The organism is Saccharopolyspora pogona (assembly GCF_014697215.1).
Classification (GTDB): domain Bacteria; phylum Actinomycetota; class Actinomycetes; order Mycobacteriales; family Pseudonocardiaceae; genus Saccharopolyspora; species Saccharopolyspora hattusasensis.
Genome location: NZ_CP031142.1, coordinates 222846 through 244881 on the forward strand (window position 1 = coordinate 222846; position 22036 = coordinate 244881).

Genomic DNA, 22036 nt, shown 5'->3' on the forward strand with positions numbered 1-22036 from the left:
AGCCCCGGGCTCACATCGGATGAACGGAGCGAACGGACCGTTCGTGTCGTCTATCGAGGTGAACAGGCCGTTCACCGCACACCGGTTGGCGAGGCAGAACCGGACCACTCCCGCAGTGACACCAGCCCCAGCCCCTCGCGGAATTAGCCAGCAGGATCGCCTTCCATACCGAAACGGCTTGCCGGGTCCGTTTTCGGTGCCCCGGCAAGCCGTAACATTGCGATCCCGAGAGATTCAGTGCGCGGATGTGCTGGTCTGCGTGTGGTCGACGGAACTCGTTTCGCGCTGAAGGGGGATGGCCGGTTGGGGCCTTTCGGCTGCGTAGCCGATTCCGAGTCCGGATACCAGTTGGGCGACCAGGGCTTCCTGCTCGGCAAGGTAGAAATGCCCGCCGATGAAGCTCCGGTAGGAATACGTCCCTACCGCCAGCTCATTCCAGGCCGTGGCGTCGTCCAAGGGCGTGAGAACGTCGCTGTCAGAATGCAACACGGTGACAGGGCAGGTGATCTTCGCCGACGGGTCGCATCGGTAGCGGTTCAGCATCTCGTAATCCGCGCGCAGTGTCGGCGCCATCAGGCTTTTCAGCGTTCTGCTCCGGTAGATCGGCTTGGGGATACCACCGATGTTGTAGGAGTGTTCCCACACTCCGTCGTCTGTGACGGGAAGCGGCTCGCGCAGGTGCAGCCGGTGGGGGGCGGAGATGTTCGATACGACCAGGGCGTGTGGTGGAGCGCTTTCAACGACAGCGAGTCTGCGAGCGACCTCGAAGGCCACCACCGAGCCCATGCTGTGCCCGAAGAGCAACAGCGGCACAGCGGGCAGGGCGAGGATATGCGAGGTGATCTCGTCCGCGAGTGGACCAATCCCCGCTGCGGCTTGGTCATCCGGCCTTCGGCCGCGCCCCGGGTATTCGACGGCATGGAGTTGGACGCCGGGCACGATGTTTGCCGGCCACCTGGCGAAGAAGTCCGCGTGGCCTCCCGCATGGGGAAAGCACACGAGGTTCAGGTGCGGGGCCGGGTGGGAGCCGAGGGGCCACAACGCGGGCGTGGCCGCCTCCACCCTGGGCACGGGAATGGGCTTGTCCAGCATCAGATGCTGCCACCTCCGTCCGCGGTGATGATCTGCCCGTTGATGTTGGTGTGCTCGAGGAGCAGGGTTCGGACAAGCGGCAGGATGTCCTCAGGCGTGACCAGACGGCCGGTGGGGGTGCGGCGTGCGATGGAGGCGACCTGGTTGGCGCCCAGTACTGCGGACATCTCCGAGTCGAAAAAGCCAGGGGAGATGCAGTTGACCAGCACACGGTCCCGCCACTCGCGGGCGAGCGAGCGAGTGGCCGATTCCAGTGCGCCCTTCGTGGCGGAGTACACGGTCAGCCCCGGATAGCCGCGTTGGGCACAGACGGAGCCGATCATGACGATGCGGCCCCGTCGCCCTGATGCGAGCAACGTGCGCAGGAAGTCACGCGTGAGCAGAAGTGGCGCTGTGAGGTTGGTGGCGATGAGGGACTCGATGTGGTCCGGCCGTGTCTGCACGAGCATGGAATCCTGGCCCACCGCCGCATTGTTGATCAACGCGTCGGGCGGGCCAAGACGCTCCGCCGTGCGCGACAGGAACTCGCTAACCATCGACCGGTCGTTGATATCGACACTGTCGTGGTAAAAGCGGTCCCCGAACGCGTCTTGCAGCTCTAGCAGGCCAGGGGTGGGCGTCCTGGCAAAAGTGGCCACCCGCAGGTCGGCCTTGAGCAGATCGGAGGCCATGGCCAGGCCCAAGCCTCGGGACGCCCCTGAAATGACCACTGTGGTGGCGGCCGGTACCGGCATTGTGGGCGCGTTAGAGGTCACTCTTCAAGCTCGCTTTCAAAGTTACTTCCTTGCGAAAAGTGATCAGCCGGGGGATGGCGTAGTCGGGAAGGCGCGAAGAACACCACGACGTCAGCTCGGCGGAATCCACCTCGGTGGTGGCCACAACCTCCGCCGCGACGAGCTCGCCGACGAGGGGGGCGCGGCGGGCCCGTACCTGGGCCCACGCGACGCTGGGGTGAGCGGTGAGGACTTCTCGCACGGTGGATGCGGCGATCTTCGAGCCTCCGACGTTGAGCTGGTCGTGGCTGATCCGGCCGGTGATGTGCACTCGGCCCTCGCGGATTTCCGCTCGGTCGCCGGTACGAACGAAGCCCTGGAGCTCAACGCCTTGGTATGGGCTTCGAACGAGGAGCTCATCGTCCTCCACGCGTAGCTGCGGTCGCTCCGGGGTGTGGCTTTCCAGCCAGGAGACCGGAAAGCCGGCCTTGCCGTCATGCACTGCAAACGCTGCGCCGGTTTCGGTGGAGGCGTAGATCCAGCTCACCCTGGCTTCGGGATAAGCAGTCGTGAGCTCGGTGAGTAGTCGCTGGTCAACCGGTTCCCCGCCGAGCGTGATCTGTTCGAGCCGCAGTGCCGTGACCGCCGCGCGGTCGCGCAGCAACGAGTGCCGCCAGAACGTCGGTGTCGCCGACACCGCGGTGACCTCCTCAGCAGCGGCGAGGGTCGGCCAGTCGCCGAGACGGTCGGCTTCGACGGTCACGAGATCTTGACCGGGCACATTGAGGGATAGCGTGACGAGCTGCCACCACGCGTAGGTGCCGGGTGTGAAGGGCAGCAGCCAGCGCCGAGGCGCCTGTGGTGTGGACACCGTTGTCAGGCCCTGCAGCGTGTGCGCCACCCGTTTCGGCCGCCCAGAACTACCGCTGGTGGAAACCCACACCCGCTTTGGTTTGGCAGGCGTCGTTTCCAGTGTCCGCGCGCGCACATCGGGCGTGCCGAGCAGCGTAAAACCGGCGGTCTCCAGTTCGCCGGCCAACTGATCGTCGTAGCGCGAGGCGGAAATGATCAGCAACTCGGTGTCCGAGCGCTGATGGTGCTCCCAGACAGCGGCGAGTGCATCGAGCTGGTCGTGCGTGATCACCGCGCAGCGATGCGGTGGAAGGCCCGCACCGGGAAGGGCTTTCCACGGGCCGTGGTACGACCCGGCTGCTAACAGGTTGTCGCCAGCCGACGGGGAGTTCATAGCGTCACTGGGCGTAGTTCGGCGAGAAGGTCGAGCAGATCACTCACGGTTCGCAGCGGCCGGATAGCCGCGGCCTCGAGAGCGACTTCCCCACCTACCTGGTCTTCGAGGCGTACGGTGAGCTCAGCCAAGTCCAGCGAGGTGAAGCCCAGGTCGGACAGCGCGAGATCGTCACTCTCGGGGATGACCTTGCTCTGCGCGTGCAGAAGATCCTCCAGCATCGTTCGCGCGGCGCTTCGGGACAAAAGGGCGCCGTCAATGGTCTCTTGCATGCGATCCTCCTGGATGAGATTACTGTCTGTGTAGTCGCTTGTACTTTTGCGAGTCATCCACGGCAGAACGGATGCTGGTTCAGACGTGTTTTTCTCAAAGGTGCGTTCATGAGGTCGGTGGGTGAACGCTAGTTGCAGATATTGTGTCAATGCATTTGTCGCCTTGGGTTCAGCAAGTTTTGACCAGAGTTTCGTCGGAAATGCGACGGATGATTTGAACGCGACAATGCGCCAAGATCGGTCTATGCGGGAACCAGTGCGAAGCCGCTTGTCGTCCGTTCCCGCATTCGAGGCAAGGTACTGCTGCGTCGCTGCTGGTAGGAAGGATACAGAGCGTTGTCTAGGCCTACAAGCGGATTTGCCCGAGAAAACGCTCGTGACTGCCCTTTCGTCACTAGCGGTGCCATCGAACCTTGTCATGTTGCACTGTGGTGCCATATGCTTGCTGGAATCATTTGTTAGCGAAGTAATCTCAACGACTTTATGTGGGCCAGCCGCGTCCGTCACACCGGTGCACGACCCATGCTTTGATGCTGTTACCGATCTTGCGTAGGAAGCGCCGGTGGCCGGCGAGCACGGCGGATCCGCGTTGCCAGGCGCCGCATTCCCCATGTAACAGGGCCGGGTAGACCCTCCAAGCCAGCTAACACCTGCCATTACAAAGCTCTGGCTGGCATCATGACCGCGTCGATGTTGGTGATCGAGTCTCGCGAATTTCGGGCGTACCACGCCGTCGTTATTTGTGGAATGCGCGAAGCCTTCCCAAGCCATGTTCCCGAGGGACAGGTTGTTCTCGATCTCCTGAATCGCTGCCGGAGTGGCGCGGAAAGTCAGCCCGAGGCTGTCCTCATCAAGATCGATGACCAGCCCGTGGTGCTCGGCGGAGGTCATGGTGATCCCCTCGGCGACGAGCAGCAACGACCATTCCGCGCCGGGGCGGTACCAGTTGGCACGGTTGGGTTGCGGTCAGCCCGTCGAAACTGACGTCGTCGACCGGATCCACGTCCGTGCTGAAGATGTGGCCGCCGGACAGTGTCCGTGGTGCTGTCGCCTCGCTGCCGGTCACGGCCCACACCTCGTCGCCAGAGAAGTCGGTGCGCACCAGCGGCAGCGACGTGACCGGCGGCAGCGTGGCCGGTTCGGACTACGAGTGACACCACCGGCGTGTCCGAGGGTTCCGCGTTCGCTCGGATGGAAGAATTCCTGGCCGCCAACCCAGGATTGTCCTCGCGGTTCTCCCATCGGGTCCAGTTCGCCGACTACACCAACGACGAACTGGTCACCATCGTCAATCAGCACGCGGCGTCGGCTGGCTACGAGTGCACTGGGCCGACGGTGGCGGCCCTGCGTGCCCACTTCGTGGCTGTGCCACGGGGCACGTCGTTCGGCAATGGCCGAGCGTGCACCGTGCGGGAAATCATGTCGATCAACGGCGGAATCCACAGTGGAGGTTGTTTCTGCCGGGTCTCGGATACCACGCTGCGGGTGGGAACGTGCAGGTATGCGCCGGAGAAGAGGAGAACGACCGTGGCTGACGTAGTGGAATCACCCAACTCGCTGACGGTCGGTGTCAGCGACAGTCCGGACTCGTCGAAGAAGACGATCCACGCCCTGCGTGCGGCGGCGTTTTCTTGATCCTGGACCAGTCTTGAGCGATCCAGGTCGTGATCGCGTCTTTGTCCCCGTTCGACGGCTCGGCGAGCCGGAGGCTGGGCGCTGAAGCCCAGTCGGTCACGCAAGACGGACCAGACCTGCCCGGGTGGTGCCGTAACCCGGTGACGTGTTCGATCACCGTGGCGATCCGTTGCAGAGTCCAGAGATCCTGATCGAACCCACGTGCACCCGCTGGCAAGGCTTGCCTAACACGCTCGAGCTCCCGTTTCGTCGATCTCCGGCGTCCTGCGCGGCGGCCCCACACTAGCCAGCGCTTCCCGCCACCGTGCGTCCACTTCTTGTGCCAGCGATGAGCGTTCTGCGGCGAAGTCTCCAACGGCCGTGCGACCTCGGGCTGCGCAAAGCCTTGCCCGAACAACTCCACCGCAGCCATGCTTACCACTTTCATCGCGGCCCGATCCAGGTGCAAAGGGGTAGTTTCCGTGCCTGTTGGTGCTGTCTTGGGTTCTAATTTCGGGTGGGCTGGTTGTGGACCGGCTTGGGCGCGGTGAATCTCTTGGGTGGACGGTGATCGATTGCGGCCGGTCCCCGTCTCGGCTGCGGGAGGGATCGGGTGATGTCAATGCAGCCGCGTCCGTGCCCGGAGGGTCCTGAGCAGACCGTGGCGGTGGTGCGGGCGGCATTTCCCACGGACTCGCTGGCGATGCGGGTCCGTGACGAGCTGCCGGGCCTCTTCGCGGATGAACACACGGTGCTGCAGTTCGCAGACAACCGCACCGACCGACAGGCCGCTGATGCGGTGCGGGCACGGATCGACTGGAAATACGCGTTTGGTCTGGACTTGCCTTGTCCGGGGTTCGATCACACCGTGCTGACGGGGTTTCGGCAGCGGTTGATCGATCACGGGCTGGCGGAGAAGGCGCTGGATCTGCTGCTGGCCCGGTCCTCGGAGCTGGGACTGGTCAACGCCAGGGGACAACCAGCAGGTCACCTGCCCACAAAGCATGACCAACACGACCTGGTCGGGATACACCGAACGGGGCCGGGAATCGTTCGAGGTGCGCTTCCCGGTCACGGCTGGTCAAACGTGTCCGGTCCGCCCACCGTGCACACGATCCACCCGCAGGGGTCGGCAGCTGATGCTGCGCCCACGCGACATTCACAACGCGGTCGAGCGGCCCGAACCGGCCGGACACGCACCAGCAACCTCGCCAGGCTCGATCTCACCCTTGCCGCATAACTATCAAATAGGCGACAGAATCGTTGGGGTTGGGTGGTTGTGATGTTTTCGTCGATCATGGTGCCGGAGGGGGTGCGGCGGCTTTTTCAGGTGTTGACGGGTGAGGATATGACGGATGCGGATGAGGGTGGGTTGTTCGCGGTGGCGGATGCGTTGGAGTCGGGTGCGGTGGGGGTGGGGGAGGTAGGGGCGTTCGTGGCGGAGTTGGTGGGGAAGGTGCGGACGGAGTTTTCGGGTAAGGCGGCGGACCGGTTCGCGGGGGGCTTGGAGATTTTCGATCGGTTGCTGGCCTCGGGTGAGAGGATGTTGCGGGAGTTGGCGGTGTTCGTGCGGGATCTGGCGCGGCAGGTGCGGTATTTGAAGCTGGTGACGATCCATAGTTTGGAGTTGCTGGCGTTAGAAATTGCATGGGCGGTGTATTCGGCGGCGGCGACCGGTGGTGCGTCGATGGCCTGGCTGGCGGCGCGGATGGCGGTGATGCGGATGTTGTTGTCGCGGTGGTGGGGCCAGTTGTTCAAGCGGTTGGCGATGGCGGCGGCCGGTGGTGTGGCGTTCAACGTGGTACCGGATATGCAGGCCCAGTTGCAGATGCTGGGTGAGAAGTCCAGCGAGAAGTGGGACGGGAAGCTCAGCGAGCAGGCGGCGGGAATGGGGGCGTTCTCGGCGTTGGTGTCGCTGCCGTTGTCGGCGGTGGGCGGTCTGGTCAGCAACGCATTGACCAAGGTGCTGGTGCGGGGACTGGGCGATGAGGTGGACGAGAAGATTCTGGAGGCGGCGGCAAGGAAAGCGGTGGCCGAGCATGCGGAGTTGTATCCGGTGTCGGCGATGGCGCGCTTCGCCGATGTGGTGGCGAAGCATTTGGATGTTTATGCGGGGATGTCGGTGCGGGGCATGTGGTCGGCGCGGTTCGGGCATGGTGTGGGGGAGACGTTGGAGAATGCGTTGTCGGAGTTGTTCGGGGAGGTGGGGTATCAGTCGGCGACGGGACAGGCGGTGACGTGGAACCCGTTCTCGGTGACAGCGGGCTTCTTCGAGTCGGTGTTCAGTGGTGTGGGCACAGTGGCGGGCTTGGCGTTGCGGGGCAAGCTGGTGCCGGAAGGCCCGAGCCCATACCTAAACGACACCGGCCACAGCGGTAAGGGCAGTGCGAATGGTGATGCGGTGGGCGGGGAGGAGACCCTGCTGCGGGAGAAGGGTTCCGAGTCGCAGACAGGCGATGCTCCTGGCTCCCCGGACCTCGGCAGGCCATCCGACTCGCCCGAGGTGTCAGACACCTCGGAGGTGTCGGAGGCGTCTGATGTGGATTCTGCTTTCTCGGCACCGGGCGAGTTGAAGGGTGTCGGGGCAGGAAAGGCTGGAATCCTTGGTGATTCGGACGCTCTGGTGGGTGAGCGTGGCAAAGAATCCGTGCTGTGTGAGCCGGAAAGCATCGGGCAGAGCATGAGACCGGTGTCACGGCATGACGGCGATGCGACGGCCCCGTGGATCGTGGCGGGTTTCGGCCAGGACCGGCCGGGTACGCCGCCTCCGGCGTATACGACCACGACGCAAGAGTTCGGGCAGGACCGGCTGGGTACGCCACCGTCGGCGTATACGACCACGACGCAAGAGTTCGAGCAGGATCGTGCGGGTACGCCGCCTCCGGCGTACAGCCCGATCGTCGGCACGTATCAGGCCGTCTATGGCGTGCCTGGTGCGGATGTTCCAAGTGGGTCCGGTGATCAGGCACAGCGAGTGAAGCTTGGGGCACGCGTGCAAGGTCCGTCGGCGGAAACGCCTCGTGCACCCGGTCTGCCTTCGGATGCTGCCCAGCCGAAGGCCACCGCGCCTGCTGCCCTTGCGGACCCGACAGGTGGGCCGGTATTCGGGGGCCGTGAGCAGTCGTTGGGTGACACGACCCGCCGTGGTGTCGATTCCGGCGCGGACTCCACTGCGGGTTCGGGTGTCAGAAACGGGGATTCGCCTCGCCCCGATGGTCATGCGCCGGAGTCGTTGGACTCGTCGGTGTTCTTGGGAGGTCGATCAAAAGCGCTGGAAGACCAGGTGATTCCGGGTGCGCATGTCGAGTCGTCGCCAGCAGGCACGAGTGGCCATGTTGTGTCCACAGAACATGAGGATGTTGTTGTGGTGCAAGAGGATTCGAATCGTTCGGATGGCGAGCCGCTGCTGCCTGTGGATGAATCGCAGGTGTCGCCCACATCGGATGCTGGGGTTGCGGGGCCGTCGGGGTTGCCTCCGGGCACAGTGCTGGTGCCAGTGCCCGCCGAGGCGGCTTCCGTTGGTGTGTCGGCGGCGCAGGTGCGCAGTAGCGTTGGCGATACTGGTACGACGCCGGTGTTACTGGTATCCCAGGTCGACCCGAATTCCGGCGTGGTGCTATCCCGGCGCCAGGCGTCGAATCTGGCAAGGACACTGGGCGGCGATGTTGTTGCGTTGGTCCCGGGGCACGGCGAGCGTGGCCCGCGATGGATGCGGTTCCGTGCGGACGGGTCTCGCCCCAAACCTGTGGGCGAGCCGCGGCGGAAGACGGCGTCGAAGCAGACGGCCGAGCAGCGCGGCGATCTGGGGGCATTGGCGAACGCATCCACCGCCGTTCCAACGGCGGAAACGTTGACATCCGGCGAGATGCCAAGCCCGGAGACGGCATCGGGTGTCGTGGGCGACCAACCCATGACACTGGCTACGGCCACGTCCGAGGCGGATGCCGCCCAGGAGCGCCTGGTGCCGGCGGCGGATTGGTCGGAGTCGGATCTGCGCGCGGAGATCGAGCATGCCAAGGCGGTGGCGGCACCCAGCGATGTTGTGGCCGCCAAGGGCATTGTGTGGCACACGCACGATGTCCGTAGTCTGGCTCGCCAGAATGCTCGTGTGCCCTTGGCGGATGTGGTGGCGTTGGTCGCTGCCCAGCACCCCGACCGCAGCCTTGAAAACCATGCCCGGGCCGGCGAACTCTCCCAGACTCTGGCGGAAAAGCTCGGCACGGAAGGCAACAGTTTACGCATCCGCGCCGGAGCAGGGAGCTCCAAGCCGTCGGGAGTCGACTTGGCATGGGTCGCGGAAAGCGACCGGAGCAGTATCGTGGAGGTCTCCCGCGAACGTGTGTTCAAGGCTACGGACCGGGCTCCCGCGGACGTCACGAAGAATGGCTTTGCCGGCGGTAACGACAGGATAACGACTATCTACGATCACACCTATGCGATCTCCCGCGACCAATATGTGTCGACGACCGAGGATTCGAATTATCATCACAAGAATCTTCTCTACCGCTACGTGATCGACCCGCCGGTTACTGGGATCTCCGTGGTGGAAACCCTGAAAGCGCAGAATAAGAATTATTGGGTTCCGTGGGAGCGGGAAATCCTTTATCGTCATATCGGGGTCGAGGATATTATTGGGTGGTATGAGTACGAGGAAGATTCGAATTCTCTGTCTGGTATTTCCCTGGTGAGGTTTGTCCGACACGAGGGTTATCGCGGAAACAAAGACGCTCCTCTGGTGGTGTGAGCACTCGGCCCGAAACACGCTTCGAATCCGGCCGAGCCAGCACCGGCCCTACCGCGGGAATCTGCTGGATCGCTCGGTAGCCGGGGTGTGCGGCCAGCTCATCGGCCAGCGGACCGGTAAAAGTGTTGCTCTCGACATCGAGGCTTTCGATCCCAGGGCGCAGGCTGTCCACCCGGGCTCGGTACGCGGCGTCCAGGGCAACGGTGGCCAGCTGTGCTCGGCCGCGCACCCCGAACAGATCCGGTACCGGGATGCGTAGGCCCTGTTTGGCCAGCTCAGCGAGCACGCTGGCCTCGCAGCCACTGCGCAGCGTGACCAGCTTCGCGCGGTGGCGCACCAGCTCCCGCAACTCGCGCGTGGCCGGCGGGGCGTTCGGCTCGGCGGGAACCGCCGGTATCGGCGGCAACGACCGACAGTTCCAGACGTTGACCAGGTATCTCGGGCACTGACGATCCTTAGCTCCCGGGCAGCGAACATCCCTGGTGGTAATCCCGCTGACCACCAGGAACCTGCTCTACACCGCGATCACACGCGCCAAGAGGCTCGTGGTAGTCGTGGGTTCCGAGAAGGCACTCGGCCAGCCTGTCCGCACCGTCGGTTCCGGGCACCGACGCACGCTGGCATCCGGACTGCCGAGACGTGGCTCGGCCCTACTCGGCATGCGGTAACGTGACTGGCGATCAAGAAGTCGCTGCTAGCCGGGGAGGACATGTTCGGCAATGTCCTTAGCCGCCGACTCCGCGCCGCTGCATTGGATGAAGATCACCGACCCGGATGCGTCGATTCCGGATCATCCGCCGGGAGTCGACGTCCGGGTCATGCTTCCCGATCATGCCGAATTTGCAACACTTCAGGAAAAGTTGCTCGTCGATGGTATTCCGGTTCGGACAGCGCGGTACCTCGTCGAACAGGACACCATCAGCACCCTCGCGCACAACGGCCGGTTGACCGTCACCAGCGGTGAATGCCACCTGACACGTGCTACACCGAGGACTTTCCCAAGCGCGTTCGGCCCGGCGGCGTCGGCGGCCCGCGATACCTTCGATCTATTTTGGAACATCCACGCGCCGATCGATTCCGAGCCGGTCATGTCCAAGCCTGCGAGTGAACTCGTGCCATCGGACTGGCTTGGCTTCCTGCCCCACCGGATGCTCAACCCAGCGCAATCCGAGGCAGCGCCGCACATTCTGCACGGCGAGGAGAACGTGGTCGTCGTCGCGCCTACAGGCACCGGAAAGACAGTGATCGGGATGATGGCGGCCCTGCGCGCGATCAAGGAGCACGGGCGCAAAGCAGCATGGTTGGTGCCGCAACGATCCCTCACCGACGAGCTGAACCAGGAACTCGACGCGTGGCGCCAGGGCGGGCTGCGGGTGGAGCGGCTCTCCGGCGAGTACAGCGTCGATATCCAACGCGTGCGCGATGCCGACATCTGGGTCGCCACCACTGAGAAGTTCGAAGCGATCTGCCGAGCCTCGTCGTTCCGGGAAGCGCTGGGGACGGTGGGTTGTCTTATCGTCGACGAGATCCACCTGCTCGGGGACCCAACCCGGGGCTCGGTCCTCGAAGCTCTGCTCGCCCGAGTCAGAGACGGCGATGCGCGGACGCGGATCGTGGGTTTGTCGGCGACCGTATCCAACGCGGGACAGATCGCAGCCTGGCTGCACGCCGAGCTGGTGCGCACGGTGTGGCGGCCAAGCCGGTTGACCTGGCAGCTTCCCACCATCTCGGCGCATTCGGACTGGAGCCAGAGCGAGGCCGCCCGCACCCGATTGGCCAGTTCCCTGACCGGTCTCTTCACTTCGGACGGCGGGAGCGTGCTCGTGTTCTGCGGCAGCAAGCGAGGTGTCCGCCAAACCGCGCTGATCATCGCAGGCAGCCGCGGAGCGAACATCGATGGCGTTCACCCGGACGACCTCGACCGGCTCCACACCGCATGCCGGCAGGCGCGGGTCGGCTTGCATTACAAGGGTTGGGATCACCGGCATGACGACGAACGAGCCTTCCGGCAACGCGACCTCGACGTGCTCGTGGCGACCTCGACGGTTGCGGCCGGGGTGAACCTGCCGGCCCGCGCGGTGGTCGTTCGCGATACACAGGTCGGCTTGAACAACATCGATGTCGCCACCGTGCAGCAGATGTTCGGTCGAGCGGGACGCGTGGGCACAGGCGAAAACCAAGGCTGGGCCTTCCTGATCGTCAACGAAACCGAACGGCCGCACTGGCAGGCCCGGCTGAGCCGAGGCCACACGGTGGACTCGCAGATCCAGTCGAGCCTTCCCGACCACATCCTCGCCGAAGCGGTGCAACAACGCATCCACTCGCTCCGGGAAGCCGAGCAGTGGTGGGTGCAGACGCTCGCCCACCACCAGGGCAGCCACAGCCTCGCCCCACTCCGGCATGCCGTCGACTTCCTGGTGGAAGGCGGCTATCTGAGCGCCACCTGCACCCCCGACGACGACGTCGCGCTCGCACCAACCGAACTCGGCACGGTCACCGCGCGCATCATGGTGTCGACTACGGTCGGACACGAACTCCGCAAAGCGCTCGCCGGCGAGCCGGTGCCCGCCGACGCCGAAGTTGCCGAGCAGGTTCTCATCGGCGCGTTGTCCACAATTGTTCCGAAAATCACCCAGGCCTCGATCAGCGAAGACCTGAAAACCACGGTCCTGCGACTGATCGACTCGAACGGACGGCTCCACGACGACGTTCGCCCAGTCGGAACCGGGCAGGGACGTTACGCGCCCGGCGATCTGGCGAAAGCGACGCTGCTCACCGCCGCGAACACGCCTTCCGCGTTTCACGCGCGCGCTCGACAGATCGGTGGCATCCCATACGCGACCATGTATCCGGTGCTCGAAGAAGCACCGCGGTACCTGCACTGGCTGGGCACCCAAGGGTATCTCCGTACCCTCCATCCGTGGTGTGCGATCGTCGCTGCCGATCTGAGCAGGCGCATCCGCTGGCGGCGCTGCCAACCGCCACGAGGAGCCGGCAGATTGCTGTGGATGTGCGAACAGATCGCAACACCGTTGCACGCCGAAGACGCGGTCCCGAAGCTGTGGGAAGCCGCCACCGCACGCGGAATCACAAGGCCGGACTGGGAATCCACCAGCCGACCGCAAGGCTGCCGCCTCGAACAGGACGACTACGTAGCGCTGCTGCGCGAGCGCGCTACCGGAGCCGTCCTCTGCTCGGAAAGTGGCACGGGCAGAGCGAAAGGCCCCGTCGGATCGATCGCCACCACCTGGGCGGGGACGAAGCGCGCAACCGCGATGCTGCACACTGGGCAAGCAGTCTTACCCGCTCTGCCGGACACTTCCGAGGAGCACGCTGATATCGCCCTGTTCACACGGCGCGGTGACTACTGCGCCACGGGCTGGCTCGCCGCCTACTCGGGCATCAAGCACGGCTCTGATCAGTGACCTCAGTGCAGCCCCGCGTCAGGTGTGACCGCGCGGAATAGCCCGCCACCGACACTGCAGCGATGGGGTCGCCCGCAAGAGCGTCCGGCGACCTCGCCTCGAATCAAGAGCTTGGCTGCGGGGAAAAGTCCTGAAGTACATCGATGCGATCGAAAAGTATCCGAATAAGGCAGTTGCCATGCGATGGGTTTGCCGTTGGGGCTCCCGCGGGGGCCGGTTACGCTACCGCTGACCGGCCCCCGAAGGGTCTCCTCCTGCCGGGGGGAGGTGTGACAGGAGGAGACAGCCGGGTCACGAGCTGACCGGAGCAATACTGGCCGGGACGCAGCACTGGCAACAAGAGTTGTCCAGGCACCATCGTCGGCCATTTCGGGCAGCCAGTTGACGGATTCGGTCAAGACCGTCAACGCGTGCGACGTCGGAGGAGTCCGCAAAGTCTTCAACCTGGGGTTTGGTCTCGCGCGGTTTCCAGAGGTCCACATTGGTCGTCGGTTGCAGTGGTCCAGAGTTGCCGAGGCGCCGCACTCACAGGTTTGCATGCCGGGCGGTACTTTCGTGCAGCATAGATGACCGAAAGTGCCTCTATATGGCGCAGTGATCGCGCCGATATGGATAAACTTCAGGCGCCGTGTGGAGTCGAGGGCTGGCCCAGGAATGTATTTGGAGTGGCACAAATCCACCCTCCCCTCCGTCGCACGTCAAAAGCGTGAAAAAGCTCAATCGTCTCAGGTGGGAACCATCAATTCATTTAGCAACGGAGTTGGTCGGGATGGCAGTCAGCGCTGTTATCGCGGGATTGGCTGCATGGTTGCCTCCCGCGGTTGTCACGAATAACGATTTGTGCTCGAGGCTGGACACGTCCGAGGAGTGGATCGAGAGCCGCACGGGCATTGTGGAGCGTCGGGCCGTCTCCAACGGTGTGGCGACGGTGGACTTGGCGGTGGAGGCCGGCGGTCGGGCGCTGAAAGCAGCCGGGGCGCCCGGGGTCGATGCGGTCGTTGTCGCGACGACCTCACCAGACCGGATCTGTCCGGCCGGAGCGCCGGAGGTGGCGTCGAGGCTTGGGCTGGGCCCCGTCGCAGCTTACGACCTGACCTCTGCGTGCAGTGGCTTCGTCTATGGCCTTGCCACGTGCGCCGGGCTCATTAGCGCCGGCGTCGCAGAAAGTGTCCTTTTCATTGGTGCCGAGGCGTTCTCGACGTTCATCGACCCGGGGAATCGCACCACCGCACCGATCTTCGGAGATGGAGCCGGGGCGGTGGTCCTGCGTCGCGGAAACCCAGATGAGCCGGGCGCGATCGGACCGTTCGACCTGGGAAGCGACGGCGCGCAAGCGGATCTGCTGGCCATCCAAGGTGGTGGCTCACGGCAGCGGTCCGCGACCGGGCTCGGTCACGGCGAGGTGCCGACCGAGGACTGGTATCTATCGATGGCCGGACGGGCGATCTATCAGCAGGCGATTGCCCGGATGACGGAATCGTCACTTGCCGTGCTCGATCGTGCCGGCTGGTCGTTGACGGAGGTGGATCGCTTCGTCGGACACCAGGCCAACATCCGCATCCTCACCTCCGTCGCCAAACGGTTGGGTATCGCGTCGGAGAAGGTTCTGATCAACATCGATCGAGTCGGAAACGCCCTATCGGCGTCCATCCCGCTCGTCCTGGCCAGCGCCGCCGCTGGCGGCGAGCTGCGCCCGGGGGACAGGGTGCTGATCACCGCATTCGGGGCGGGATTGTCCTGGGGTTCCACAGTCTTGGTGTGGCCGAACATTCCGGTAGACAGTCCACTGTGAATTTTTCGCATTGAATCCAGAAGGAGACCGTGATGAGCGATTTGTACATTCGACTCGGCGAATTGCTGACGAGCTGGTTCGATGTCGAGAACTCGGATCTGAGGCCCGACGCCTCGCTCGACGACCTGGGCCTCGACTCATTGGCGCAGGTAGAACTAGGTCAATTGCTCGAGCAGAATTTCGGGGTTGAAGTCACCGATGCCGAGATGGAGAAAATGGCCACGTTGACTGACATCCTCGAAGCGTTGGAGAAAAAGGGAGTGACCGTCTGATGTCCGGATTCGCGGTGGCGGTCACCGGCCTCGGGCTCATCACGCCCGCGGGGATCGGCGTGGAGGAGAACTGGAAGCAGGTCGCCGAAGGTTGTCCGACGGCGGCCACCGACGCCTGAGCTGGCCGGACTCCAGGTCGACTTTTCCTGCCGCGTACCGGATTTCGATCCCGCCGCAAGTCTCGGTGCGCGTCGCGAAACCCGCAATTTCCATTGAAATCGAAGGTTCGATTTCAATGGAAATTGCGGAAGAACCCACCTCATCGGGTGGTGAACCTGGTCGGAGGTGCCCCTTCGCAAGCGCTAGCCGCCGGTGCCCTTCAAGAGCCACTGACCCGCAGGAACCCGAGAACCTCGAAAGAGCGCCCAACACCGACTTCCCGGAGGATCCGATGACCGCAGTGGCCAGCCGGCCGGAGATCGTGCAGCAGCAACGGGATCCGCGTGATCCCGAGGTGCGGCTGGATCAGCTGCTCGATCCGGAGTCGATCGAGCCGCTGCACCCGCGCGACAACAGCGGGATGTTCGCGGTGCGCGGCCGTGTCGATGGCACGAAGGTGGTCGTCTACTGCAGCGACGCCACCAAGATGGGTGGCGCGCTGGGTGCCGAGGGCTGCGGGCACATCGTGGACGCCATCGATGTGGCGGTGCGGGAGCGCTGCCCGGTGATCGGCGTGTGGCACTCCGGCGGCGCCCGCATCCCCGAGGGGGTGGAGTCGCTGGATGGCATGGGCCAGATGTTCGCGGCGATGATCCGCGCGTCCGGTCGGGTGCCGCAGATCTCGGTGGTGGTGGGCCCGGCCGCCGGTGGCGCCGCGTACGGCCCGGCGCTGACCGATGTGGTCATCATGTCCCCAGCCGGGCGCGTGTTCGTCACCGGACCGGACGTGGTCCGCAGCGTGACCGGCGAGCAGATCGACCAGGAGGGTCTGGGAGGTATCTCCGCGCACGGCGCCAAGTCCGGCGTGGTGCACGTGGTCGCCGACGACGAGACCGACGCGTACGTGCGGGCGCGGCGGCTGACGGGGTTGTTCGCGAGGCCGGGCATGTTCGACCTGCATTCCGTGCAGGGCGCCGACGATCTGCGTGCGCTGCTGCCGGACCGCCCGCAGCGTGCCTACGACGTCAAGCCGGTGATCCGCGGCATCCTCGACGCCCGCGCCGACGGCGGTGCGGACTTCGAGGAGCTGCAGGCCAAGTGGGCTGCGAACATCGTGGTCGGCCTCGGTCGGCTCGGCGGCCGCAGCATCGGTGTGATCGCTAACAATCCGCTGCGCAAGGGTGGCTGCCTGGACTCGCTGTCGGCGGAGAAGGCCGCCCGGTTCGTGCGGATGTGCGACTCGTTCGGCGTGCCGCTGCTGGTGCTCGTCGATGTGCCCGGCTATCTGCCCGGGGTCGGCCAGGAATGGGGCGGAGTGGTGCGGCGCGGCGCGAAGCTGCTGCACGCCTTCGGCGAAGCCGTGGTGCCGCGGGTGACGCTGGTGACCCGCAAGTCCTACGGTGGCGCGTACATCGCGATGAACGCCCGCTCGCTGGGCGCGACCACCGTGTTCGCCTGGCCGGAAGCGGAGGTCGCGGTGATGGGTGCCAAGGCCGCGGTCGGCATCCTGCACCGCAAGACGCTGGCCGCCGCGCCCGAGGCGGAGCGCGAGGCGCTGCAGGCCAAGCTCACCGAGGAGCACGAGCGGGTCGCCGGCGGGGTGGTCCGGGCGATGTCGATCGGTGTGGTCGACGAGGTGATCGACCCGAAGACCACCCGTCGCCGGGTCGCCGAAGCACTGGCCGCTGCCCCCGCAGGCCGCGGTTGGCACGGCAACATCCCGCTGTGACCGGCTGCGGCTCGTGAGTGACAAATCCGGCTCTTGCCGGAACGACCACTCACGACCCCTGACCGGTAAGAAGGCCGCCCCGCACCGAGAGGCGGCCCTCCATCGTCCTCAGTGGACTCCCGGTCAGGTACCAGTGGCGGAGGTCCGACGCGGGGCAGGGAACGGCGACGACGGTTTGCGCGCCACCAGCACACCGCTGGCGCCCGGGCTGTCGAGGGGACGCACACCCTCCACCGTCAGGTTGGTTTCGCGGATCCAGGCTGAGTATTCCGCCGCGGTGTAGTTGCGTCCCCAGGTCTCCACGAGCATGTTCAGGCTCACCAGCGCGGCCATTGCGGGACCGGATTTGTCGTCGTTGACGAAGGATTCGCACACCAGCAGGTGCCCTCCTGGGGCGAGGGCGTTGGCGCAGGTGGCCAGGATTCGCTGGACGTCGGCTTCGTTCCAGTCGTGCAGGATGTTCGACAGCAGGATCGCGTCGTACCCGTCGGGCAGTGCGTCGGCGAAGAAGTCACCGGCGACGAAGTCGATCCGGTCTTCCAGGTTCGCCGACCTTACCCGGTCGAGGGTAAGATCCTTCACGAACGGCAGGTCGAACACGGTCGCCTGTAGGTGGGGGTGTGCTTGGCAGAGTTCGATGTCGAACGCCGCCCCACCGCCGCCGACATCGAGAAGCCGTCGCACCTGGGCGAAGTCGAATGTCGTGGCCAATCGGGCGCCGGTATAGCAGGACAGCGAGTACATGCCGTCCCAGAAGGTTTCCATCATGATCGAGTCGTCGGGGCGAACAGCGACTCCTGCTTGACGACGTCCCAGGTGGTGGGGTGGTTGCCGCGGAGTGAGGTCTCCAGCTCCTGGTATGCCGAGTACTCGTGCCGGTCCACCACCTTGATCCATCCGCCGAAGTAGTATGGCGTGCCTTCGACCAGGTATTCCTCGGACATCGCGGTGTTGCGGTAGTGACCGTCGGTCAATTCGAGGAGGCCTAGGGCGGTGCACGCGGTGAGGAGTAGTTCAGTGGGGCGCGTGGCGAGCCCCGTGCTGGGCGGCGAATTCCGCCACGGTCGTGTGGCGCCCTCCGGCCAGGGAGGTGAACAGGCCGAGTTGGTCGGCTAATGCCATGGTTTTGAACGCATAAACCCCGGACGTTAGCTCCATCAAAGGCATGGGACTGACGTTGGTGGTCGTTTTCGCTGTCATGGATTTCCCTGGCATGGTCATGGATTTTGCTCCTTGGGTGTGATCGACGCGGCTGGGTCAGAGACGGATGTAGTGGGCGTCCAGCTGCTGCTGGTCTGACGGTCAGCCTGTCGGGGCCGCTGTCAGCGCGGAATACGGTCCAGCGATCCCGTCGCCCGAGTCCTGAGGCACTGGGGCGAAGCGGGCCTGGAAGAAGCGCAGGGTCGCGGGTTCGTGTGTGAAGGACAGGCCGGTGGTGACGGTCCGGCTGTGCTGGGCGGTGCGGATGACGCTGTCCGCGACGACGTCGAGGTGGCTGCGGGTGTAGACCCGGCGCGGGATGGTCAGCCGCAGCAGTTCCAGCCTGGGATGCCTATTTTCACCGGTGCCCGGGTCGCGGCCGGCGGAGACCACGCCGCGTTCGGCGCCGCGAGTGCCGGAGTCCAGGTAGAGGGCGGCGGCCAGGGTCTGGGCGGGGAACTGGTCACGTGGGACGGCAGGAAGGATGGCGGCGTCTAGGCGGCCCTGTCACGAATTCCGTGTAAGCCACGGACGGAGCTGATCTTGTTGGTTTAGTTGAGTGGGATGCGTCCTGGGAAGAGGACGACCAGTGTGTTAAGGGCTTTTTTCCATCCCCACGTTCCGGTTCCTGATGGTCCTCCTCTGTGGCTGGTGATGTTCCGCAGTCAGAGGTAGATGAGTTTCATCGCTGTGGCGTCGCTATCGACACTTTCGGGGCAATTGGCTACAGTATACTGTAGCCCGATGTGCGGACCGCCTGATCGCGATCCCCGTCCCGTGGCCGAGCATTCGCAACGACTGCCAGGCCTACCAGGCCCCTGATGCTGGCTGGTCCTGCTCACCGCACCGGCCCGGTCTGGGGCAGCAGGGTGGCGAGCGGCGAGGATCAGCAGGTTGAACAGGACGAACGTGCCGAGCTGAATCCAGAACATCGGTGGTTCTCCTTCGGTTGGGCGAGGAGTGTGTCAATTTCGCGAGAAATTGACGTTCACCCGGGTGACGGTCAATTTCTCGCGAAATTGCGCCGTCCTCGGGTGGTCGCAGGCGGGTGGTGAGGGTCCTCGCGGGGCCAGTGCACTTCGGACCGATCGTGCAGCTCCGCCGCGCGGCTTCTGCTCCGCAGAATGCCTTCACCCACTCCTCGCGCGGAACTTTCGTTGCCTAATGAGCGATTCGGGGGCCGACGTTCTTAACTACGGGCAAGTTCTCCGCACCCCTGAGATGGACATCGAAGAGATCATCTGCGGTCTCGCCGAGCCCGATCAAGAGCGCCAAGGTTCCGAGCCTGCCTGACTTGGTTTTTAAGCACGAGCCCGGCGAGGACACGCCCACGTTGACCCTCGGTGTGCGCGGCACGACCGGAGCGTTCATGTGGTTCGACGCCACGTCCGGTATTCGTGCCCGCTGAGGGCACGAATACCGAGCACGTCGACTACTTCACCATGGACGGCCATTTGATGGTGATGTCTCCTGGTGCTGAGGTTCCCATCGCGCGGGTTCAGGAGGCGCTGCGTGAGTTCGCGCGCACCCGGCAACGACCGACCTGCGTCGAATGGGCGCCTGATCCGGATCTGGATGGGATCTGGTGAATACACCGTCACACCGGGTCGGGCGGGGGCGGGATCGTTGCGGGTGATCTCCACCGAGAACGACGCACACCACTGTCCCGCCCGATACGACACCGTCGCCGAGCGGATCCGCGCGGCGCCTGTGTCAACGACGCCACGGCATAGACCACGGCTCCGGCGGCCATGAGTTTCACGCGAGACCTCGACCCGCGCGGAGATGACATCCGGGGTTTCGGTGAACAACACGCGCCACTATGGTGGACCAATGGCGTCGGTCAAGCAGTTCCAAGTCACCTTCGACTGCGCAGAACCTGAGCGCGTCGCTCGTTTCTGGTGCGAGGTGTTGGGGTACGTCGTACCGCCGCCGCCGGAGGGGTTTGCTACTTGGGACGATTTCGATCGCTCGCTGCCGCCTGAGCATCAGGGTTCAGCGTTCGCCTGCATTGATCTCTCAGGTGTGGGCCCGCGACTGTTCTTCCAGCGCGTTCCCGAAGGCAAGGTCGTCAAGAATCGGCTGCATCTTGACGTGCGGGTCGGCACCGGGCTCGTGGGTGAAGAGCGCCTCACCGCACTTGAGGCCGAGTGCGCACGACTGGTCGCGCTCGGCGCGGTACGCGTGCGACTACTGCTTGCCGATGGCGACAACGAGTCGTGCATCGTGATGCAGGACATCGAGGGCAACGAGTTCTGTCTCGACTGAGGGGCCACGAACGTGTCCTCGTTCTGTCCTCCAGCGGCACCTCGTCAACGGTGATCGCGCGTTCAACGCCGTTCATCACCACCGAGTAGTGGTACGGAGCGTCCAAATGGGTCCCGTTGTGCGTGGACAACCGCACGCGCTCGACCGCCCACGCCTCACTATCCGGCAGGTCTTCCACCTGTGCGCCGGGAAAGTAGGTGACCATGTCCGCCGCGGTATCTTTGTGGTTCAGGTAGTCGATCTCCGGGCAGTTTCCGGAGGGTCCGAGGCGATCCCCGCCCGCAGAGGCACCGAGATGCCAACGAACCTGCGCATTCCGCACCTCCGCGCTCGCGAATTCAGCGTTCAGACCATCGACAACTGGCGCCGTCAGGAGCTGATCGACACCGGACAGCTCCCCGGGTCCACCAGCACCGATCACGCGGAGCTGGTAGCCGCCCGGTGGCGAGAGGGCGAGACGTCCCTTTGAGCCGGGATGACGACCGAGTCGCGATAGATGGGTAAACCATCGCACGGGACGTCATGCATCTCGATCGCACCGTTGGCGATCTCAGTGACGAACATCTTGTGCCGTCCGTCTTCGGTGAACGCGATGTTCGTCGGCGCCTTGCCCTTCGTCTCGATACGCTCCACCACCGTGCCGGCCTCGTCGAAGACGACGATGTGCCCGGCACCCATCACCGTGCAGTAAAGGCGCCCGTCTGCGCCGAATTTCATGCCGTCCGGTCCGATGAAGCCGTCGGGCGCCACGCCGTCCCAGACATTGCCGAACAACTCGCGCCGCGGATTGGTGCCGAAAACGTCGTAACGGTAGATATTCCCGCCAATGGTCTCGGCCACGTAGAGCCGGTCGTGGCGGTCGAAGGCAATACCGTTGGCGAACCGAATGCCGTTGTCGATCCGGGTAACGTCCAATGTAGCCCGGTCAATCCGGTACACCCGGCCGTCGAACGGATAGTCACACCAACCAGGCTTGAGGGTCATCTTCACGGGGTCGAGCACTTCGTGTTCCCACGCGCCGGAGTCGGTCATGTAGATCGCACCGTCATGACCGATGACGTGGTCGTTGGGCCAGCGGAAAGGCTCGTCCCCGCACTTCGTGATGCGCACTTCCTCGATGCCCTCCGCGTCGTAGCAGATGAGCGCGTGCTCGTGCGCTTCGCCGACCCACAGCTTGCCTTGCGCATCACGCAGCAATCCGTTGGGAAACCCTCCAGTCAGCGTGATAGCGTGCAGTTCCCGCGTTTCCGCATCTACCCGAGTGACGGCGCTGCGGTCCCGCCGCATCTCCACCACCAAGACGTCACCGTTGTCCAAGATCACCGGGCATTCCGGGGCGAAAAGCCCTTGCGCGAAGAGTTCCATTGCTCGTCCTTCCACTTGGTCACTGACTTTCGTGCAAGTCTGGGAGCAAGGTCACGTGGCGTGCCCGTTAGGACACTGAAGTTTTACCGTTTGGGCAACTAGGTGTGACAGAAGCGCAGATATGTAGGAGGTTTTCGTTACTCCGATCGCGACGACGGTTGTAGGCGGGAGCGACGAAGGTGACAGGTGCCCGCAGTTGCTGGGA

General features: G+C 64.5%; 21 protein-coding genes and 2 pseudogenes. 12 read left to right on the forward strand and 11 right to left on the reverse strand.

The features are described from left to right. Window positions 1-234: 234 nt before the first annotated feature. The 5 genes from DL519_RS00470 to DL519_RS49595 form a co-directional block, all read right to left on the reverse strand. Window positions 235-1062 carry a thioesterase II family protein gene (locus DL519_RS00470; RefSeq protein ID WP_190812404.1) on the reverse strand — a complete coding sequence of 276 codons (828 nt, stop codon included), beginning with the start codon at window positions 1060-1062 and terminating at the stop codon, window positions 235-237. Between the two features lie 29 nt (window positions 1063-1091). Beyond that, complete coding sequence (locus DL519_RS00475) at window positions 1092-1826, reverse strand: SDR family NAD(P)-dependent oxidoreductase (protein WP_190812405.1); 735 nt, start codon at window positions 1824-1826, stop codon at window positions 1092-1094. Between the two features lie 10 nt (window positions 1827-1836). Then, window positions 1837-2949 carry an AMP-binding protein gene (locus DL519_RS00480; RefSeq protein ID WP_223838295.1) on the reverse strand — a complete coding sequence of 371 codons (1113 nt, stop codon included), beginning with the start codon at window positions 2947-2949 and terminating at the stop codon, window positions 1837-1839. Between the two features lie 98 nt (window positions 2950-3047). Further along, on the reverse strand, window positions 3048-4241 hold the full coding sequence (locus tag DL519_RS00485; RefSeq protein ID WP_190812407.1) for an acyl carrier protein: 1194 nt from the start codon (window positions 4239-4241) through the stop codon (window positions 3048-3050). Then, entirely contained in the window at window positions 4174-4398 is a 225-nt protein-coding gene (locus tag DL519_RS49595) for a hypothetical protein (protein WP_397545033.1), read from the reverse strand. Before DL519_RS49595 ends, DL519_RS00485 begins: the two co-directional genes overlap by 68 nt. Here DL519_RS49595 and DL519_RS00490 point away from each other — a divergent pair. From DL519_RS00490 to DL519_RS00540, 10 genes and pseudogenes are all read left to right on the forward strand, one after another. After that, window positions 4331-4477, forward strand: coding sequence for a hypothetical protein (locus DL519_RS00490; RefSeq protein WP_190812408.1), 147 nt, complete (start codon window positions 4331-4333; stop codon window positions 4475-4477). The two genes, DL519_RS49595 and DL519_RS00490, sit on opposite strands and share 68 nt — an antisense overlap. Window positions 4478-4487: 10 nt before the next feature. Further along, complete coding sequence (locus DL519_RS00495; RefSeq protein WP_190812409.1) at window positions 4488-4958, forward strand: hypothetical protein; 471 nt, start codon at window positions 4488-4490, stop codon at window positions 4956-4958. A 682-nt stretch (window positions 4959-5640) separates the two neighbouring features. After that, window positions 5641-5847: pseudogene (locus DL519_RS49600) on the forward strand (transposase); the annotation flags it as partial. A 94-nt stretch (window positions 5848-5941) separates the two neighbouring features. Next, complete coding sequence (locus tag DL519_RS49605; protein ID WP_223840177.1) at window positions 5942-6220, forward strand: transposase; 279 nt, start codon at window positions 5942-5944, stop codon at window positions 6218-6220. 14 nt (window positions 6221-6234) lie between these two features. After that, window positions 6235-9681, forward strand: coding sequence for a WXG100-like domain-containing protein (locus DL519_RS00505; RefSeq protein WP_449619136.1), 3447 nt, complete (start codon window positions 6235-6237; stop codon window positions 9679-9681). Between the two features lie 266 nt (window positions 9682-9947). Continuing rightward, a complete protein-coding gene (locus DL519_RS00510; RefSeq protein ID WP_190812412.1) occupies window positions 9948-10130 on the forward strand; it encodes a hypothetical protein in 183 nt (60 codons plus the stop codon). A 270-nt stretch (window positions 10131-10400) separates the two neighbouring features. Continuing rightward, window positions 10401-13106: a DEAD/DEAH box helicase gene (locus DL519_RS00520; protein ID WP_190812413.1), complete on the forward strand. Its 2706-nt coding sequence runs from the start codon at window positions 10401-10403 to the stop codon at window positions 13104-13106. A gap of 769 nt (window positions 13107-13875) precedes the next feature. Further along, window positions 13876-14898 (forward strand): beta-ketoacyl-ACP synthase III, encoded by a 1023-nt coding sequence (locus DL519_RS00525; RefSeq protein WP_190823660.1) that lies wholly within the window; start codon window positions 13876-13878, stop codon window positions 14896-14898. Between the two features lie 32 nt (window positions 14899-14930). Further along, the gene (locus DL519_RS00530) at window positions 14931-15170 is read left to right on the forward strand and encodes an acyl carrier protein (RefSeq protein ID WP_190812414.1); all 240 of its coding nucleotides are present in this window, start codon (window positions 14931-14933) and stop codon (window positions 15168-15170) included. Between the two features lie 391 nt (window positions 15171-15561). Next, on the forward strand, window positions 15562-16998 hold the full coding sequence (locus DL519_RS00540) for an acyl-CoA carboxylase subunit beta (RefSeq protein WP_190812415.1): 1437 nt from the start codon (window positions 15562-15564) through the stop codon (window positions 16996-16998). Window positions 16999-17121: 123 nt separating this feature from the next. Here the strand turns inward: DL519_RS00540 and DL519_RS45320 are convergent, their stop codons facing one another. From DL519_RS45320 to DL519_RS00550, 4 genes are all read right to left on the reverse strand, one after another. Next, the gene (locus tag DL519_RS45320) at window positions 17122-17766 is read right to left on the reverse strand and encodes a methyltransferase (protein WP_223838297.1); all 645 of its coding nucleotides are present in this window, start codon (window positions 17764-17766) and stop codon (window positions 17122-17124) included. Next, a complete protein-coding gene (locus DL519_RS45325; protein WP_449619116.1) occupies window positions 17763-17972 on the reverse strand; it encodes a hypothetical protein in 210 nt (69 codons plus the stop codon). Before DL519_RS45325 ends, DL519_RS45320 begins: the two co-directional genes overlap by 4 nt. A 40-nt stretch (window positions 17973-18012) precedes the next feature. Beyond that, window positions 18013-18219 carry a hypothetical protein gene (locus DL519_RS45330; protein WP_223838298.1) on the reverse strand — a complete coding sequence of 69 codons (207 nt, stop codon included), beginning with the start codon at window positions 18217-18219 and terminating at the stop codon, window positions 18013-18015. Between the two features lie 81 nt (window positions 18220-18300). Further along, window positions 18301-18591 carry a hypothetical protein gene (locus tag DL519_RS00550; protein WP_397544920.1) on the reverse strand — a complete coding sequence of 97 codons (291 nt, stop codon included), beginning with the start codon at window positions 18589-18591 and terminating at the stop codon, window positions 18301-18303. Window positions 18592-19595: 1004 nt separating this feature from the next. On the opposite strand from DL519_RS00550, the gene DL519_RS00555 reads away from it, so the two are divergent. Beyond that, entirely contained in the window at window positions 19596-19787 is a 192-nt protein-coding gene (locus DL519_RS00555) for an Imm1 family immunity protein (protein WP_190812416.1), read from the forward strand. A 244-nt stretch (window positions 19788-20031) separates the two neighbouring features. Continuing rightward, the gene (locus DL519_RS00560; RefSeq protein ID WP_190812417.1) at window positions 20032-20466 is read left to right on the forward strand and encodes a VOC family protein; all 435 of its coding nucleotides are present in this window, start codon (window positions 20032-20034) and stop codon (window positions 20464-20466) included. An 85-nt stretch (window positions 20467-20551) separates the two neighbouring features. On the opposite strand, the pseudogene DL519_RS45335 reads toward DL519_RS00560, so the two are convergent. Then, a pseudogene (locus DL519_RS45335) lies at window positions 20552-20671 on the reverse strand (cyclase family protein); the annotation flags it as partial. A gap of 212 nt (window positions 20672-20883) precedes the next feature. Further along, a complete protein-coding gene (locus DL519_RS00570; protein WP_190812418.1) occupies window positions 20884-21831 on the reverse strand; it encodes an SMP-30/gluconolactonase/LRE family protein in 948 nt (315 codons plus the stop codon). Between the last annotated feature and the right edge of the window lie 205 nt (window positions 21832-22036).